Consider the following 16114-nt stretch of genomic DNA (forward strand, 5'->3'; position numbering starts at 1 on the left):
CCAGGTCGTCATCGGCGACTGGAAGACCGAGTACAACCACGACCGTCCCCACTCATCCTTGGGCTACCTCAGCCCGGTGGCCTACGCTGCGGTCTGCACCCATTGATCGGACTCTCACACGACCTGGACCGATCCACGGGGTCCTGCCAGTCCGGCGCGGTGGTGTCGTAGAAGACTGTGGGCCATGTCTTGGCGCTACACCCTTCGGGATCTGACCGACGCCGACGACCCCGAGGTGTGGGCAAAGGCCCTCGCCGCTGAAGGGTGGCGCCTCTGGATTCCCGGCAACACGGGCGCTGAGACCGTGATCAACGGCCGGCGCGTGCGCCGCTACTCCCTGCGGCGGTGGGAAGGCGACGGGGACCCTCCGGCCCCCATCCCAGGGCAGTGGTGACAAGGCTCGCCGGTCGAAGAGATGCCGAGCGAGCTCCGCTCGCGGACTTGTATGGTGCTATACACGCTCCGAGGAAAGGATGTGGCCATGGCCACCGCGCCACTGACAGAGGCCGAAATCGCCGCCCTGGTGACTCGGCGCTATCCCGACGACGCGCGGCTCCAAGAGCTGGCGAGCACTGCTGCGAATGCCGTGCGCAGCGAAGATCCGGCAACGGACACGTTTGACGCGATCGCGCAGCGTCATGCGGCCGCTCTGGAGGTGCTGGAGTCCGCGCGAGCAGAGTTGACCGGCGCGATGATCGCTGCGTCGGGCACTGAGGTCTCCATTGCGGAGCGGGCTGGAGTCAGCCGCATGACGGTCCGCAAGGCCCGCGGAAAGTAGACGTCAACCGCGCCAGATGTATATGGGTAGACAAGTGAGTGTCTACCCGTATACAGTGAGGTGAAGTCACCCAGTACTCGACCTCACGGGGGAGCAGATGACCGCCACGCGCACGACCACGGCCACGGCCACGGCCACGGCCACGGATCTCATGGCGGCGATCGCCGCCCCTGGGCTGCATGTCCAGTGGGATCGGACGGGCGGCAACTGCCGCGCTATTCGCGTCCAGACCCGGCCGGGAGCCACCGACCCTCACGTGCTGATCACCCACGAGTGCGACCCGTTCAGCGACGGTGACCTGCACGATGACCTGCACGGTCAGCGCTTGGCGCTGTGCCTCTATGACAGCGAGGACGGTGACCCCACGGTCCACGTCAATGCCGTGAGTGATTCGCGGCGAATCGCCGAGGTCGTCGTGGGCCTGCTGGCGACGGCTCGGCTAGCGGGGTGAGTCGCCGGCGTCTGGGGTGCAGGCGAGCACGAGCAGCCGTTTGAGGGCCCCGTGGGGGCTGCGCACGAGCGCTTCTCGTAGACCGGTGACGCGGAGCCGGGGCGCGTAGACCACGACTTCCTTCTCGAAGGTCGCCCGGCCGTCGTCACCGCCGCCGTGTCGTGCGCGGTCGCCAGCGTAGAGGGCCCGGTCACTGGTGATCGCGAGGAGCCAACCTCCGGGGGTGGCTCCTCGTTCGTCTGTGAGGTGGCCACCTAGCGCGAATTCGGAGCTGGCGGCGATGCTGGGGTCGATGCTGGCGGAGATGGGCCGACGGTGGTGCGTCAGGAGGTCTCCGGGACGTGCCTGGGCGGCGGTGCGCGCGAACTGGGGATGCGCACCGCTGTGGTGCTCCCCGCGGTAGAAGGTGACGGGACGGGGTAGGCGGCTGCGCGGGTCATTGAGGGCGTCGACGATCTCCTCGTCGTTCTCGTATCCGGTGGGTCCGAGCACGCCGGGCTTGGCGGTGTAGGAGCGTCGCGCGATGGCTGCGGTGATCTCTGGGGGAAGTCCTGCGGCGTGCTCGCGCATGAGGGTCAGGTCGTCGGGGTCGAGGGTGAGCGTGCTGTCTCGGTAGATCGCGCTGGCCACACTCTCCAGCGTGACTGGGAGGTACCCACCGAACTGGCGCAGATCCTCGAGGACGGCCGCGACGTCGGGCCGGTGCCACGCTCGCCGCGGTTGGTCGCGGCCCGCGACTCGCTGGGCTGCCTCGAGGACCAGCTCGCGGTCGTAGCAGCCGGCGACGTCTCGCGCCCACTGATCGTGCGCGCGCTGTCGTCGCTCTGCTCGCGTCCGCACGAGTCTCCACCGCGATCGAAGGGCGGGATCGTCGGCTGCCTCACGCGCCCCGGCGATTGCGTCGCGCAGGACGTCGGTAGCGCTCACAGGCAGGTTCCCCACAGGCCGCGCTGCTGCTGCTGGGCGTCGTCCTGGGCGGCCGCGTACGTCTCGTAGCGGGTGTGACTTCGTCCGCGGCTGGTGTTAGGTGCGTGCCCGCTGCGGATGAGGGACTCACTGACGTCGGTGGTGCCGACCTCGACGTACCGCAAGAGACGGCCGTAGCGGTCGGTATCGGGTTGTTTGGGGTCGGTGATCAGGTCGATGGTGCCGCCTTGCACCAGTCGGGCGAGTTCGTCCTTGGCGGCGTGGGCACCGCACATGGCCGGCTGTCCGTCGCGCGCCATCTCCGGGGCATCCATTCCCAGGACGCGCACCCGGCCGAGGTCGCTGCCGCTGCTGTCGCGGGCGATGATCGTGTCACCGTCGATGACTCGCACCACGGTGGCGCGGGTTGTCTCGCCGGCCCCGTCACGCAGTTGCGAAAGCGGCGGGGTGCCGTTGTGCCACCACAGCCCGGCGACAAGGCCCGCGGCGAGCAGCCCTACCGCGCCGCCTGCTGCCGAGCGGCGGTTCTGGCTATACGGCGATACCCACGTCCCCTTGCGGTAGTAGCCACTGATCGGTGTGCGTCCCATGCGTCGAGCCTTGCAGCGGGCTACGACAGCGCTGGCTACATGCGCGGGGTGGTGCTGGGCTGCTCGGGGACCGCTCGGCGTGGCTCGTCCGCTCGACGAGTGGGGCGTCTGCTCTCGGCGCTCGAAGGGGCGGTGCTGAGATCGCGGAAGTCTCCGGTGCGGGTGTGGCGCAGCTGCATCTCCGTGTCGGTGGACGCGAGACCGGCCGCGTCGGCGGAGAGGACGATCCTTTTGGCGATTGGGTCCGATTCGGGCAACGGGACCCACGCGCCGCGCCTGACCTCGTCGAAGAGGTGCAGTCCCTGCTCGCCGCGCTCGGTGATCGCTCGGGCCGGAATGGCGATCTGACCCCCTTCGACCAGGGACCGTGTCACCTCGGCGTACTTGCGGGCGGTGGCGGCGATCTGTGGGCTGAGGTCGGCGATGGCTCGGAGCGTCGAAGGGGCGTCCAGACGCGTGGCGATGTCGGCTGGGGTCGCCCAGGCGCGTCCCGCGCGCAGGTGATCGCGGATGCTCTCGTGCAGGCGCTGGGTCGCCGCGAGTTGCTCGTAGTCAGAGCGTCCCGCTGGCTGGGTTCCCACCTGTGGTGGCCATGCTCGGGCTGCTTGGGTCCACGCTTCTTGGGCGTCGGCCAGGGAGTCGGCTGCGGCCTTGATTTCCAGCCGTGGTGTGTCTTCGCTGAGGGTGGATGCGCCCAGAACCAAGGTGGTCGCGGCGTGGAGGTACTGCAGGTCTCCGGGCACGGTGTGCATCAGGCGCGCGTCGGCTGGTCTGTTCGAGGTGGTCCCCGGGATCTATCAGGTGCGCGGGTTCGACCTGTCGGTGATGACTCTTGTCGAGGGCGAGCAGGGCGTGATCGTGATCGACCCGTTGATCAGTGTGGAGACGGCCGCGGCGGCGCTGGCGTTGTATCGGGAGCATCGCGGTCAGCGGGTGGTGAGCGGGGTGATCTACACGCACAGTCACGTGGACCACTACGGCGGGGTGAAGGGTGTGACCACCCAGGAGGATGTCGACTCGGGGCGGGTGCCGGTGCTGGCGCCGGAGCATTTCGTCGAGCACGCCATCTCGGAGAATGTCTACGCCGCGACGGCGATGGCGCGGCGGGCGGGGTACATGTACGGCGCGGCCCTGGACCGCAGCCCGACCGGTCAGGTGGGCGCTGGTCTGGCGCAGACGACCTCGACCGGCACGATCAGCCTGATCCACCCGACTCTCGAGGTCAGGTCCACCGGGCAGGAGGAGGTGATCGATGGGGTGCGGATGGTTTTCCAGATGACGCCGAACTCCGAGGCGCCGGCGGAGATGCACTTCTACTTCCCGGACTTCCGTGCGCTGTGCCGGGCGGAGAACGCGACGCACACCATGCACAACATCCTGACCATCCGAGACGCCATGGTCCGTGACGCCCAGGCCTGGTCGGACTACCTGACCGAGACGATCGACATGTTCGCCGATGTCACCGATGTCGCCTTCGCCTCCCACCACTGGCCGACGTGGGGCTGCGATGAGGTGCGCGCCTACCTCTCGCTGCAAAGGGATCTGTATGGCTACCTGCACGACCAGACGCTGCGGATGATGAACGCCGGGATGGTCGGCAGCGAGATCGCCGAGGCGATGGTGCTGCCACCGGCACTGGAGGCCGCGTGGCACACCCGCGGGTACTACGGCTCGGTCAGCCACAACGTCAAGGCCATCTATCAGCGGTACATGGGGTGGTACGACGCGAACCCGGCGAACCTGTGGCAGCACCCACCGGTGCAGCGCGCCGTGCGCTACGTTGCCGCCATGGGCGGGGTCGACGCGCTCCTCACGGCTGCGCGCGGCGCCTTCGAGGCCGGCGACTACCGTTGGGCGGCCGAGCTGGCCTCGCACCTGGTGTTCGCCGAGCCGGACCATGCTCCCGGCAAGGAGCTGCTCGCCGCCACCTTCGAGCAGCTGGGCTTCGGAGCCGAGAACGGCACGTGGCGTTGCGCGTACCTCTCCGGTGCTCACGAGCTGCGGCACGGCAGCTTCGGCAGTCCGACCGCGGCGCTGTCCGCTGACCTGCTCGCTTCGCTGTCCCCGACCCAGCTGTTCGGCGCGATCGCCGTGCGGGTCAACGGCCCGAGGGCGTGGAACGAGCACATCGAGATCGACATCGACCTCGCCAAGGATGGCCGCTACCGGCTGCGGCTGGTCAACGGTGTGCTCACCTACACCACCGCGAAGCAGGCGCACGCGGCTGATGTGAGCCTGCGGATGCCGCGTCTGGCGCTGCCTGCGCTGCTGGTGGGAGCGGGGTCGATGTCAGAGCTGGCTGACCTCGGCATACGGGTCGATGGTGATGCCGACGCACTCTGGCGCCTCATGTCCGTGCTCGACGCCCCCGACCCGGACTTCGCGATCGTCACCCCCTGATCGGCGCAGCTCAGGACGCTTCTGGGTAGAGCAGGCGTCGAAGGGCTGTGCGCGAGAGCAGCAGCGTGACGACGAGCAGTGTCACGGGGATGAATCCGCCCAGGCTGACCGAGCCGCCGAAGGTGGCTTCGATCAGCCAGAGCACGATGAGCTTGCTTCCGGCGGCCACTGCCCAGAGCATCACGGCCGCGGTTGTCCTGGCTCGCCGCGTTGCGGCCGTGCGAAGGCGCGCCATCACCGCGCCCTTGACCAGGAGGACCACTTCGAGAGTGACCTTGAGCAGGAGCGCGGTCAGCAGCGAGAGCGAGAAGCTCTCGCTGATGACCGTCGGCAGGTACTCGATGGCCAGATTGAGAATCACGACATAGACGAACACGTCCACCACATCGGCCGGATGCGCCGCCAACCAAGAACCCAGCCGCGTGCGCACCGATCGCGACGCTCCTGCGCGGCGCTTCCCGGAGGACCCGTTCACAGCCGACGGGCGCTCGGAGCCGGCTCGCGCACCCTCAGGCGGCAGCGTTCTGCGTGGCGGGGTCGACATTGTCCTTCGTGGCGGTGGCGTCGACGATACGCAGCCGCCCGGAGAGGATGAGGGTGATGCCCTCGCTGAGGACCTGGACGCCGAGGAGGATGCCGAGCAGCTTCAGAGTCGCGGCGGCCGGGTTGAGCAGGATCCACAGAGCCAGGACGATGGAGACCAGTCCGCCGAGGATGAAGACCCACTTGTGGGCCGGGACGGTGAAGGCCAGGCCGATACGGACCACACCGGAGACGAAGAAGATGGCCCCGGCCATCATGGTCAGCGCGATGGCGGCCACGAGGGGGTTGCGCAGCATGAACAGGCCCAGGACTGCCAGGGCGGCACCGCCGAGGAGGGTGGACCAGGACAGGCCTGCGCGGATCGAGACCAGCGCGACGATGATCATCATCACCCCACCGATCAGGGTGAGCCAGGCGATCCAGAGCACGGACACGGCCGTGGCCAGCACGGCGTTGCCCAGGACCATGAATCCGAGGATGACCAGCACGAGTCCGAGGACGATGTCCCAGCCGGTGCGCCTGCGTTCGAGTGTGATTGTCATGGTAGGTCTCCTTGGGCCGGGATGGGTCGACAGCGCCGACGGGAAACATCCCCTCATCACGAGGAATCCTATTGCCTGAGCGGGTTGCTGGGTCGTGCGACTTGCCAGAAACGACGTCTCCCTTTTCGGTGCCCGGCTGCGCGCGATAGTGTCCGCAGCATGCCATCACGCCCACGGCCATCGACACCCGACTTAGTGGTCTCCGGCCGCAGGCGCCGCCAGGAGACTCCCCGTTCCACCTTGGCCGAGCTGCCGCCTGGGAGCCGGGATCCGCTGGGCATCCTGAGGGAGCAGAACTCCACCCGCCTCCAGGAGCTCATTTCGCTGCGCGCCGAGCGGATGTCGCAGAGCGCGTTCGCGTTCTACCGGGGGACCGCTGCCCTGATGGCGGCGGACCTGGCCCGCTCACCGCATACCGGTCTGCTCGTGGTCGCCTGTGGTGATGCGCACGTGTCGAACTTCGGGTTCTACGCCTCTCCGCAGCGCACGCTGGTCTTCGATCTGAACGACTTCGACGAGGCGGCCTGGGCTCCGTGGGAGTGGGATCTGAAGCGCCTGGTGACCAGTGTGATCGTCGGGGGGCGGGACTCGTCCCGAACCCCACACGTCATCGAGACCGCGGCGCGCACGACGGTGAGCGCCTACCGGGCTGCGCTGGCTGCGAGTCTGGAGCTGACGCCGCTGCAGCGCTACTACACCCATATCGACCCCAGGGGCGGTGCTGGGCTGCTGGACAAGAAGTCACGCCGGGTGATCGCTTCGGCGATCAAGTCCGCTCAACGTCGCACCGGTGAGCGGGCGGTGCGCCGCCTGACCACCCGGGACGCGGACGGCTCGTTGCGGTTCGTCATGGCGCCGCCGACGATGGACCAGCCGAAGCCCGAGGTCGCCGAGAATGTGCACCGCTACACCCATGCCTACCGCGCCAGTGCCGGCCCGGGCATCCGGATGCTGCTCAGCCACTACCGGGAGGTGGACCTGGCGCTGCGGGTTGTCGGGGTCGGCAGTGTTGGAACCCGGTGTGCGCTCTCCCTGTTCGAGGACGGTGACGGCAACGGTCTGATCCTGCAGTCCAAGGAGGCCGGTCGCAGTGTGCTCGAGCAGTACGGCCGCATCGAGCAGCCGCAGGTGCTCACCGAGGCGGTCGGGACCCACGGTCAGGGCGCGCGGGTGGTCGCCCTGCAACGGATCCTGCAGGCCGTCTCGGACCCGTTCCTGGGCTACCTGCGCGCCGAGGGCTTCGACCTGTACGTGCGCCAGTTCCACGACATGAAGGGCGGCATCGATGTCGAGGACCTCGACGACCGCCCGTTCATCACCTACGCCCAGGCCTGCGCGGTGACTCTCGCCCGCGCGCACAGCCAGTCCCCACGAGCGGCCGAGATCGTCGGCTACATCGGCAACGGAGACAGGCTCACCACCGCGATCGTGGAGTGGTCGACGGCGTATGCCGACCTCTCCGAGCGCGACTACCACGCCTTCCTCGCAACCCGATGACAGATCCTGAGGCGTCCCGGGTGTCTCGCTTCTGGTCCGGGCTCGGGCTGTCGTTGCCGGGGGCGTGGACTGCGCTGATCCTGGCGACGCTGTCCTTTCTGCCTTCCCTGGTGCCGCGGCCTGCGTTGTATCAGGGGGTGATCGCCGGGGTCACCGCGGCGATCGGCTATGGGCTGGGCGTGCTGGGGGCGTGGGTGTGGCGTGAGCTTGCCGACCGTCAGGCACGTCAACCGTCGGCCTCGAGGGTCAGGGCTCTGCTGTTCGCCGCCCCTGCGCTGCTGGTGGTGGCGGTGATCCTTGGTGTGACCTGGCAGCGGCAGGCTTCTCGGTTGTTGGAGATGGAGCCGCAGACCCCGCTCGCGGCGGTCCTGGTCATCCCCGTGGCTGTGCTGGTGTTTGTCCTGTTCGTCTGCATCGCCCGTCTGCTGCGCCGGATCACTGGGGTACTGACTGCCGGACTGCGTCGGGTCGTGGGCCCACGGGCGGCCAGGGTGATCGGGATCGCTGCTCTGGTGACCACGGTCGCCCTGGTCTTCAATGGGTTCGTCTTCGAGCGGGTCACTACAGCGGTCAACGCGGCGTTCTCGTTGACCAACGGCGGGACACCGCAGGGGGTGACGGCCCCGATGAGCCCGCTGCGTTCGGGTAGCCCGGAGTCGCTGATCTCGTGGGACACGCTGGGATTCCAGGGACGGGGCTTCGCGGGGCAGGGTCCCAACGCCACCCGGATCGCCCAGGTGGCTGAACGGTCGGGGCAGGGTTCCGAAGTGACTTTGGATCCCGTCCGCGTCTACGCCGGGCTTGACTCGGCTGAGGACCTCGAGACCCGCGCGGCACTTGCGGTGCAGGACCTGGAGCGCGCTGGCGGCTTCGAGCGCTCGTATCTGCTGGTCGTGACCCCGACCGGCACCGGGTGGGTGGAGCCGACCTCGGTCAGCGCCTTTGAACATCTCACCTACGGCGATAGCGCGACGGTGTCGATGCAGTACTCCTTCCTGCCCTCTCCGATCTCGTTCCTGGCAGATCAGCAGAACGCTCGCAACGCCGGTCGCGCACTCTTCGACGCGGTCTATGAACGGTGGAGCCGCCTGCCGCAGGGCGAGCGTCCCGCTCTGTACGTGTTCGGCGAGAGCCTGGGCTCCTACGGGGGCGAGGCCGCCTTCAGTGGCGAGTTCGACATGGCCAACCGCATCAGTGGGGCGGTGTTCACCGGACCGCCGAGCTTCAACCATCACTTCGGGCAGTTCCTCGACGACCGCCAAAGCGGCAGCACCCAGATCGCGCCCATCTACAAGGACGGTCGCACGGTGCGCTTCACCGACGACCCGATGCGCCCGGCCGAGCCGGCTACCCGACCCTGGCAGGGGACCCGGGTTCTCTACATGGTGCATCCCTCAGATGCCACGACCTGGTGGAACTTCGACCTCATTCTCAATCGTCCGGACTGGCTCGAGGAGCCACGCGGTCCCGATGTCCTTCCCCAGGTCCGGTGGGTGCCCTTCGTGACCTTCTGGCAGGTCACCACCGACATGGCCTTGGCCATGGAACCCGGTCCGGGCTTCGGGCACAACTTCGCCGGCGAACACGTCGGCGCATGGGCACAAGTCCTCAACCTCGACAACTGGACGGCCAAGCGCGCCGCAGCCGTCCACGAGGCGGTACTAGCCGAATCCCGAGCCCCGTTCACACCCTCGCAGTAGCCGATCCGCGCACGGGTAGCCGATCGACAGACGTGGCTGCCTGGCCCGGCAGTGTCAGCCGCCGGCGAGGATCCGGGTCTTCTGGGTCTCGAACTCGGCCTCGGTGAGAACCCCGGACTCGCGCAGCTGCCCCAGTTGCTGCAGCTGGGTGATCACGTCGGCCCCAGTCGGCGATCGAGGCCGAGAGCGTGCCGGGGGCCGGCACGAGACCTGGGACCGGCCCCTGGGGCGTGTTCTGCGCGGGGCGGCAGGCCCTCGTCAGGGCGTCGATGGCCGTCAGCTCCCTGTGGCGGACGTGACTGTCAGCGGCACGGGAGACCGAGGCTGCCGCGACGCGGCTGACCGCACCGACGGCGGTCGTCATGCGGGAGAGATCAGTGGCGGCGTGCTCGGCGGTGAAGTCGGCTCGGTACCGCGCGGAGGTGACCATCTCCGATGCGAGAGCCATGGACTTGGTCAGGGTCGTGATCTCTGGGCTGGGCGTCAGCGGGGTGCTCTGTGGTCGAGGCACGGGAAGGTTCCCCAGTGCGTCGATAACGCGGCGTGCCGTGGTGCCGTCTCCCGCTGGTGGGAATGCCCGTAGGGCCGGTATGGCCGCATCGGCGAGGGCTCGCAGGTCGACTAGTGCCTGCGCGGCTGGCGTATTGAGGATCGGGGCGTTGGAGTGAAGCCTCTGTCGGCGGGGCTCACCTTCGGCCAGCGTGGTCTTGGTGACCTGGCCGGCCGCTGCGGGACGACGCGACGCGGGCTGCTCAGTCGAGGAGGCCGGCAGCGCGAGCGGGCTCGGCGTAGGCGACGGCCAGCGACTCGACCGTCTCGTGGGCGTTGAGCCCGCTCGGGTTGGGCACGACCCACAGCCGGGCGCCCTCGACGGGCTCGGGCTGCTCGCCCGTCTGCGCCTTGCGCACCCCGAAGGCCTGGCGGTAGGCAGTGATCCCCGCGACGGCGACGACGGCCGGCCGGGTGCGGGCGATGGTGGCCAGCAGGCGCTCGCCGCCCTCGCGCAGCTCGTCGGCCGTGAGCTCGTCGGCGCGGGCGGTGGCCCGGCGGACCAGGTTGGTGATGCCGATGCCGCGCTCGCGCAGGTGCTCGCGGTCCTCGTCGGTCATGCCGGCGGCGGGGTCGACGGCCCGCGTGAGGACGCCCGCCCGCAGCAGCGCCGGGTAGAAACGGTTGCCCGGGTGCGCGAAGTGGGTCTGCGTCGCCGCGGTCCACAGCCCGGGGTTGATCCCGACGAAGAGCAGCCGCAGCTCCTGGCCGGCGCCCGGCAGGAGGTCGGGCACCTCGGCGTCGCGATAGGACTCCAGCTCGGCACGGGTGAAGCTGCGGCGGGCACTCGGCATGCCCGCCACCCTAGGTCGGGGGCGGGTCGATGTGTGCGGGTGAGTCCCAGCGCACCCACGTACATCAACCGGGTCAGCGGGGGCGCGGGTCGATGTATGCGGGTGGGTCCCAGCGCTCGCGAATACATCAACTCAGGGCAGGGGGGCAGCGAAGGGAGAGCCCCGCTCAGGCGCTGGCGCGGAAGGCCCGCAGCCGCAGGCTGTTGCTCACGACGAAGACGCTGGACAGGGCCATCGCGGCACCGGCGAGCATCGGGTTGAGCAGCCCGAGCGCCGCGAGCGGGATCGCCGCGGTGTTGTAGGCGAAGGCCCAGAAGAGGTTGGCCTTGATCGTGCCGAGCGTCTTGCGCGAGAGGCGGATCGCGTCGACCGCAGCCCGCAGGTCCCCTCGCACGAGGGTGATGTCGGCGGCCTCGATCGCCACGTCGGTGCCCGTGCCCATCGCCAGACCGAGGTCGGCCTGCGCGAGCGCGGGTGCGTCGTTGACCCCGTCGCCGACCATCGCGACGACCTTGCCCGCGCCCTGCAGGCGCGTGACGACGTCGACCTTGTCGGCGGGCATGACCTCGGCGATGACCTCGTCGATGCCGACCTCGGCGGCGACCTGCTCGGCGACCGCGCGGTTGTCCCCGGTGAGCAGGACGGGGGTGAGGCCGAGCTTCTTCAGCCCGGCGATGGCCTCGGCGCTCGTCGGCTTGACCGTGTCGGAGACGACGAGCACGCCACGGGCCTGCCCGTCCCAGCCGACGGCGATCGCCGTGCGCCCCTCGGCCTCGGCGGCCGCCTTGGCCGCGGCCAACTCGCCGTCGAGCGCCATGGCCCAGTCGGCGAGCAGCGACTCGCGGCCGGCGACGACCGCGTGTCCGTCGACGACGCCGGTGACGCCCTGGCCCTGCACGTTGTCGAAGCCCTCGACGCCCGGCAGGTCGCCGACCTCGGCAGCGGCTCCCTTCGCGATGGCCTGGGCGATGGGGTGCTCCGACGCGTGCTCGAGGGCCCCGGCCAGCCGGAGGAGATCGGTGCGGTCCACCCCCTTCGCCGGGACGGAGTCGACGAGGGCCATGGCACCGGACGTGACCGTGCCGGTCTTGTCGAGGACGATCGTGTCGACCGTGCGCGTGGCCTCCAGGACCTCGGGGCCCTTGATGAGCACGCCCATCTGCGCGCCGCGACCCGTGCCGACGAGCAGGGCGGTGGGCGTCGCCAGACCGAGCGCGCACGGGCAGGCGATGATGAGGACCGCGACGGCCGCGGTGAAGGCGGCGCTCACGGGGAATCCGGCGCCGAGCCAGGCACCGAGGGTCGCGACGGCGATCGCGATGGCGACGGGGACGAAGACCCCCGAGACCGTGTCGGCGAGGCGCTGGACCTCGGCCTTGCCGGACTGCGCGTCCTCGACGAGTTGGGCCATCTGCGCCAGCTGGGTGTCGGAGCCGACCCGGGTGGCGCGCACGACCAGCCGGCCACCCTCGTTGACCGTCGCGCCGGTCACGGCATCGCCCTCGCCGACCTCGACCGGGACGGACTCGCCGGTGAGCATCGAGGCGTCGATCGCGCTCGTGCCCGAGGTGATGACGCCGTCGGTCGCGACCTTCTCACCCGGCCGCACGACGAACTCGTCGCCGACCGACAGCTCCTCGACCGGGATCCGTACCTCGGTGCCACCGCGCAGGACGGCGACCTCCTTGGCGCCGAGCTCGAGCAGCGCGCGCAGGGCGTCGCCGGCGCGGCGCTTGGACCGCTTCTCGAAGTAGCGCCCCATGAGGATGAAGGTGATGACGCCGGCGGCGACCTCGAGGTAGATGCTGCCGAGGCCGTCGCTGCGCGAGATCGTCAGCTCGAAGGCGTGCGTCATCCCGCGGTCGCCGGCGGTGCCGAAGAAGAGCGCGACGACCGACCACAGCCAGGCCGACAGCGTGCCGACGGAGATGAGCGTGTCCATCGTCGCGGCCCCGTGGCGCAGGTTGGTCCACGTCGCGCGGTGGAAGGGCCAGCCGGCCCAGAAGACGACCGGCGTCGCGAGCACGAGCGAGGCGAAGCCCCAGTAGTCGAACTGCAGGGCCGGGACCATCGCCAGCAGGATGACCGGGACGGCGAGCACGGCCGAGCCGATGAGTCGCTGGCGCAGGGCGGTCAGCTCACGGTCCTGCGGCGCCTCCTCCTCGGACGAAGGGGGTTCCGCCGCCGGCAGGGTCGCGGTGTAGCCGGTCTGCTCGACGACCGTGATGAGGTCCTGCGGGTCGGTGCCGAAGGGGGCGGTGACCGTCGCCTTCTCGGTCGCGTAGTTGACGCTCGCGGTGACGTCGTCGAGCTTGTTGAGCTTGCGCTCGATGCGGCCCGCGCACGACGCGCAGGTCATGCCGCCGATCTGCAGCTCGACGGTCGAGGTGGTGACCGGGTCCGTCTCAGTGGTCATGGTCGGTGTCTCCGTGCGAGGTGCTGGAGGTTGCGGTGCTGCCCGCGGGGCTGCTGCCCGCGGTGTCGACGACGAGCGGCGCCGTGTGCACCTGCCCGTCGACCTTGACGTCGAGGTAGAGCAGGTAGCGTCCGGGCGTCGGGGCCGTGGTGACGAAGTCGATCTCGGGACCGCCGAGCTCGGCGGCCGTGGGCGCCTCGCCCTCGGGGTGGACGTGGAGGTAGGCCAGGTCGCCCTCGCGCAGCGCGACGAGGTGGCCGGCCGCGCCGAGGTAGGGCTCGATCGTCGTCACGGGCTCGCCGTCGCGCTCGACCCGCAGGGTGAGGCGCGACTCCTCGCCGGGCACGAGGTCGCCCTCGATACTGACGTCGAGGCCGGCGACGCTCGTGGTCCGGGTCGGTTGCGACCCGGTGGGGGTGAGGTCACCGGCGACGTCGACGGTGGAGGTGAGGGTCACCCCTTCGTCGGCGTCGGCCGGGGTGGTGTCGGCGTAGAGGCGGTAGGTGCCGGCGGCCTGCCAGGTCCACGGCAGCGACCACGTGCCGTCGGCGGCGCGCTGCGGGTGGACGTGGCGGAAGTGCTGGCCGTCGCTGCGTACGACGACCAGGTGCAGCTCCTCCTCGTGCTCGATGGAGTAGTCGGTGACCGGGTCGCCGTCGGCGTCGGTGACCGTCAGCTCGAGGCGGCCGCGCTCGTCGACCTCGGTCGGGGCGGAGACGCCGGTGAGGCGGTAGTTGTCCTGCTCGAGCGCCAGGCCCGCGGGTGCGGCTGCGTCGTCGTGGGCGGAGTGGTCACCGGCGGCGTCGCCGGTGCCGTCGTCGTTGGGGGAGGCGTGCTCGCCGCCGTGGGTGGTGCTCTCCTGCGCCCAGGCCCGCGCGGTCTCCTCGGGTACGACCGCGCGGGCCGTGACCGCGGCGAGCGCGAAGACGACCGCGAGGGCGAGACCGAAGAGACCGAGACGGGTCGGGGCGTTCATCCTCAGGCCTTGGTGGCCGTGTAGCCGGCCTCGGTGACTGCGGCGATGACGGCCGCGTCGTCGACGTCACCGGAGACGACGAGCTTGCCGGTCGCGGAGCTCACCTCGACGACCTCGGCGCCGGGGATCTCGCTGACCTCCTCGCGGACGGACATCTCGCAGTGGCCGCAGGTCATGCCGGTCACCTGGTACTCGGTGGTGGTGCTCATCGGGGGTCCTCTCTCATACCTGTGGGGGGTATCTGACGAGGACAACTGTATGCCCCCTTGAGGTATTCCGACACCGGGTGTCGAGGAGGTGCGACTCAGTCGCGGGCGTAGCCGCCCAGGCCGCCCGGGAGAAAGTCCGCGTAGTGCCCGACGAGCTCCGCGCGGGTGAGCGACGGCTCGGCGAACCACCAGTGGCCGAGGCGCTCGGCGATGCCCGGTCTCGTCGGCAGGCTGCTGCGCAGGCGGCTGGGGCGCCGCCTCTTCGACATCAACCTGCCGCAGATGTCACCCGAAGGCTGAACTTCGGCTACTCCTACGCCGACTCGACGATCATCGTCGGCGACGGGGAGGCAGCGCCGGTCTACGACATGGGCTCGCACACGCCCTCGACCGTGTCCGGGTGCCGCCTGCCGCACCACGAGGTCGACGGCAGGAACATCCGCTGCTCGTGCGGGCCGATGCCCACGTCGTCTGGCAGGGCAGCGTCCTGCCCGACGACGTGGCGACCCTCGTCGCGACCCTCCGGGGTGCGATGCCAATGCCGTGCTGTCGGAGGGCTACTTCAGGTGGTCTGCGCAGGACTCGGCCCTGCTCGTCACCGAGGTCTCCTTCGAGCGCTCCTGCCTGCCCGTGCACGTGCGGGCCTTCCACCGGGCGCACGTCGACGGGCCCGACCTGCAGGCGCACGAGCTCGCCCTCGAGCACGGCGACCGGGTGCACCTCGTGCGGCCGGAGGCGGCGCCCGGGGTGCACGGACTCGAGTGGAGCTGGCCGGACTGATCGGCCGATGGCGGGGATGGACCGGCACAATGACGGCATGCCACACCGTCAGGAGACCGTCCGCGAGGCCCTGATCGTGGCCAACCCCACCGCCCGCAACGGCAGGGCCGAGGCCATGGTGCCGGTCGCGGCCGACATCCTGCGCGGCCACGGCTGGTCGGTCGACGTCGAGATCACCCGCTCCGCCGAGCACGCGAGCGAGATCGGGGCCGCCGGCTCGCCCGACGGTCCGGTGCTCGTCGCTCTCGGCGGCGACGGTCTCGTCGCCTGCGTCGCGCAGGGCGCGATCCGCTCCGGGGCGGTGGTGGCGCCGCTGCCGGGTGGCCGCGGCTGCGACTTCATGCGGGCTCTTGGCGCGTCGCTCGACCTGCGCGAGGCCGCAGCCGGCCTCCCCTTCGCCACGGAGCGTCGGGTCGACGTCGGGATGGCGGGGGAGACGCCCTTCCTCGGAGTGGCCACGGTGGGCTACGAGTCGCGGGCGAACGAGTACGCCAACGACGCGCCGGCGTGGGTGCCGGGTGCGCTCGTCTACGCGTACGGCGGGGCGCGCTCGCTCGTCGAGACCCGTCCCTTCGACATCGACATGAGTGTCGACGGGGTGCCCCGTCGGGTCGAGGGGTGGAGCATCGCGGTCGGCAACTCGGGTCGCTACGGCGCCGGCATGCAGGTCAACCCCGGGGCGCTGCTCGACGACGGTGAGCTCGACGTGACGACTGTCGAGAACGTCTCGCGGTGGAAGTTCCCCATCCTGCTGCCGCGGTACTTCCGCGGGACGCAGATCGACGGCGTCGGCATCCGCGCCGACCGGGGCCGGGAGATCGAGATCGCCTCTCCTGCAGGGCGCGTCGTGTACGCCGATGGCGACCCCGTCGGGCAGACCCCGATGCGCTTCACCGTGCGGCCGGAGGCCCTGCGGGTGCTCGTCGCCCCAGCGGGCTGAGGCCGCCGGGGTGTCGTGACAC

General features: G+C 70.1%; 19 protein-coding genes. 8 read left to right on the forward strand and 11 right to left on the reverse strand.

All coding sequences use genetic code 11. The features are described 5' to 3' along the window. The 3 genes from AB4Y78_RS14865 to AB4Y78_RS14875 all read left to right on the forward strand — a co-directional run. On the forward strand, positions 1-106 hold a 106-nt coding region (locus tag AB4Y78_RS14865; RefSeq protein WP_441715196.1), incomplete at its 5' end, for an integrase core domain-containing protein. Positions 107-481: 375 nt separating this feature from the next. Beyond that, positions 482-778, forward strand: a complete 297-nt coding sequence (locus AB4Y78_RS14870; RefSeq protein ID WP_441715134.1) for a hypothetical protein — start codon at positions 482-484, stop codon at positions 776-778. A gap of 97 nt (positions 779-875) precedes the next feature. Beyond that, complete coding sequence (locus AB4Y78_RS14875; RefSeq protein ID WP_441715136.1) at positions 876-1229, forward strand: hypothetical protein; 354 nt, start codon at positions 876-878, stop codon at positions 1227-1229. On the opposite strand, the gene AB4Y78_RS14880 is transcribed toward AB4Y78_RS14875, so the two are convergent. From AB4Y78_RS14880 to AB4Y78_RS14890, 3 genes are all read right to left on the reverse strand, one after another. Next, a complete protein-coding gene (locus AB4Y78_RS14880; RefSeq protein ID WP_441715138.1) occupies positions 1218-2069 on the reverse strand; it encodes a hypothetical protein in 852 nt (283 codons plus the stop codon). The two genes, AB4Y78_RS14875 and AB4Y78_RS14880, sit on opposite strands and share 12 nt — an antisense overlap. 83 nt (positions 2070-2152) lie before the next feature. After that, positions 2153-2746 carry a thermonuclease family protein gene (locus tag AB4Y78_RS14885; protein WP_441715139.1) on the reverse strand — a complete coding sequence of 198 codons (594 nt, stop codon included), beginning with the start codon at positions 2744-2746 and terminating at the stop codon, positions 2153-2155. 35 nt (positions 2747-2781) lie between these two features. Beyond that, positions 2782-3498, reverse strand: a complete 717-nt coding sequence (locus tag AB4Y78_RS14890) for a hypothetical protein (protein ID WP_441715141.1) — start codon at positions 3496-3498, stop codon at positions 2782-2784. Positions 3499-3526: 28 nt separating this feature from the next. Here AB4Y78_RS14890 and AB4Y78_RS14895 point away from each other — a divergent pair, with 28 nt between their 5' ends. Continuing rightward, complete coding sequence (locus AB4Y78_RS14895) at positions 3527-5146, forward strand: alkyl/aryl-sulfatase (RefSeq protein ID WP_441715143.1); 1620 nt, start codon at positions 3527-3529, stop codon at positions 5144-5146. A 10-nt stretch (positions 5147-5156) separates the two neighbouring features. On the opposite strand, the gene AB4Y78_RS14900 is transcribed toward AB4Y78_RS14895, so the two are convergent. Both AB4Y78_RS14900 and AB4Y78_RS14905 read right to left on the reverse strand, forming a co-directional pair. After that, a complete protein-coding gene (locus AB4Y78_RS14900; protein WP_072625934.1) occupies positions 5157-5576 on the reverse strand; it encodes a hypothetical protein in 420 nt (139 codons plus the stop codon). Between the two features lie 79 nt (positions 5577-5655). Then, positions 5656-6231, reverse strand: a complete 576-nt coding sequence (locus tag AB4Y78_RS14905; RefSeq protein WP_441715145.1) for an HdeD family acid-resistance protein — start codon at positions 6229-6231, stop codon at positions 5656-5658. A gap of 240 nt (positions 6232-6471) precedes the next feature. Between AB4Y78_RS14905 and AB4Y78_RS14910 the strand changes: the two genes are divergently transcribed. Next, positions 6472-7728 carry a DUF2252 domain-containing protein gene (locus AB4Y78_RS14910; protein WP_441715147.1) on the forward strand — a complete coding sequence of 419 codons (1257 nt, stop codon included), beginning with the start codon at positions 6472-6474 and terminating at the stop codon, positions 7726-7728. A gap of 20 nt (positions 7729-7748) precedes the next feature. Further along, a complete protein-coding gene (locus AB4Y78_RS14915) occupies positions 7749-9428 on the forward strand; it encodes an alpha/beta hydrolase (protein WP_164513617.1) in 1680 nt (559 codons plus the stop codon). A 54-nt stretch (positions 9429-9482) separates the two neighbouring features. On the opposite strand, the gene AB4Y78_RS14920 is transcribed toward AB4Y78_RS14915, so the two are convergent. The 6 genes from AB4Y78_RS14920 to AB4Y78_RS14945 form a co-directional block, all read right to left on the reverse strand. Next, positions 9483-9584, reverse strand: a complete 102-nt coding sequence (locus AB4Y78_RS14920) for an SHOCT domain-containing protein (protein ID WP_205703081.1) — start codon at positions 9582-9584, stop codon at positions 9483-9485. A gap of 596 nt (positions 9585-10180) precedes the next feature. Next, entirely contained in the window at positions 10181-10771 is a 591-nt protein-coding gene (locus AB4Y78_RS14925; protein ID WP_259920932.1) for a mismatch-specific DNA-glycosylase, read from the reverse strand. A 166-nt stretch (positions 10772-10937) separates the two neighbouring features. After that, positions 10938-13187, reverse strand: a complete 2250-nt coding sequence (locus AB4Y78_RS14930) for a heavy metal translocating P-type ATPase (RefSeq protein WP_441715150.1) — start codon at positions 13185-13187, stop codon at positions 10938-10940. Further along, positions 13177-14163 (reverse strand): heavy-metal-associated domain-containing protein, encoded by a 987-nt coding sequence (locus tag AB4Y78_RS14935; protein ID WP_441715152.1) that lies wholly within the window; start codon positions 14161-14163, stop codon positions 13177-13179. Before AB4Y78_RS14935 ends, AB4Y78_RS14930 begins: the two co-directional genes overlap by 11 nt. Positions 14164-14165: 2 nt before the next feature. Next, entirely contained in the window at positions 14166-14372 is a 207-nt protein-coding gene (locus AB4Y78_RS14940; protein WP_007924932.1) for a heavy-metal-associated domain-containing protein, read from the reverse strand. A gap of 95 nt (positions 14373-14467) precedes the next feature. Continuing rightward, entirely contained in the window at positions 14468-14641 is a 174-nt protein-coding gene (locus AB4Y78_RS14945; protein WP_156811717.1) for a hypothetical protein, read from the reverse strand. Between the two features lie 274 nt (positions 14642-14915). Between AB4Y78_RS14945 and AB4Y78_RS14950 the strand changes: the two genes are divergently transcribed. Both AB4Y78_RS14950 and AB4Y78_RS14955 read left to right on the forward strand, forming a co-directional pair. Beyond that, entirely contained in the window at positions 14916-15152 is a 237-nt protein-coding gene (locus tag AB4Y78_RS14950; RefSeq protein WP_007924931.1) for a hypothetical protein, read from the forward strand. Between the two features lie 37 nt (positions 15153-15189). After that, positions 15190-16092, forward strand: a complete 903-nt coding sequence (locus AB4Y78_RS14955) for a diacylglycerol/lipid kinase family protein (RefSeq protein WP_157986926.1) — start codon at positions 15190-15192, stop codon at positions 16090-16092. Positions 16093-16114 lie beyond the last annotated feature (22 nt).

Source organism: Janibacter sp. RAF52 (genome assembly GCF_052114035.1).
Lineage (GTDB): Bacteria > Actinomycetota > Actinomycetes > Actinomycetales > Dermatophilaceae > Janibacter > Janibacter hoylei.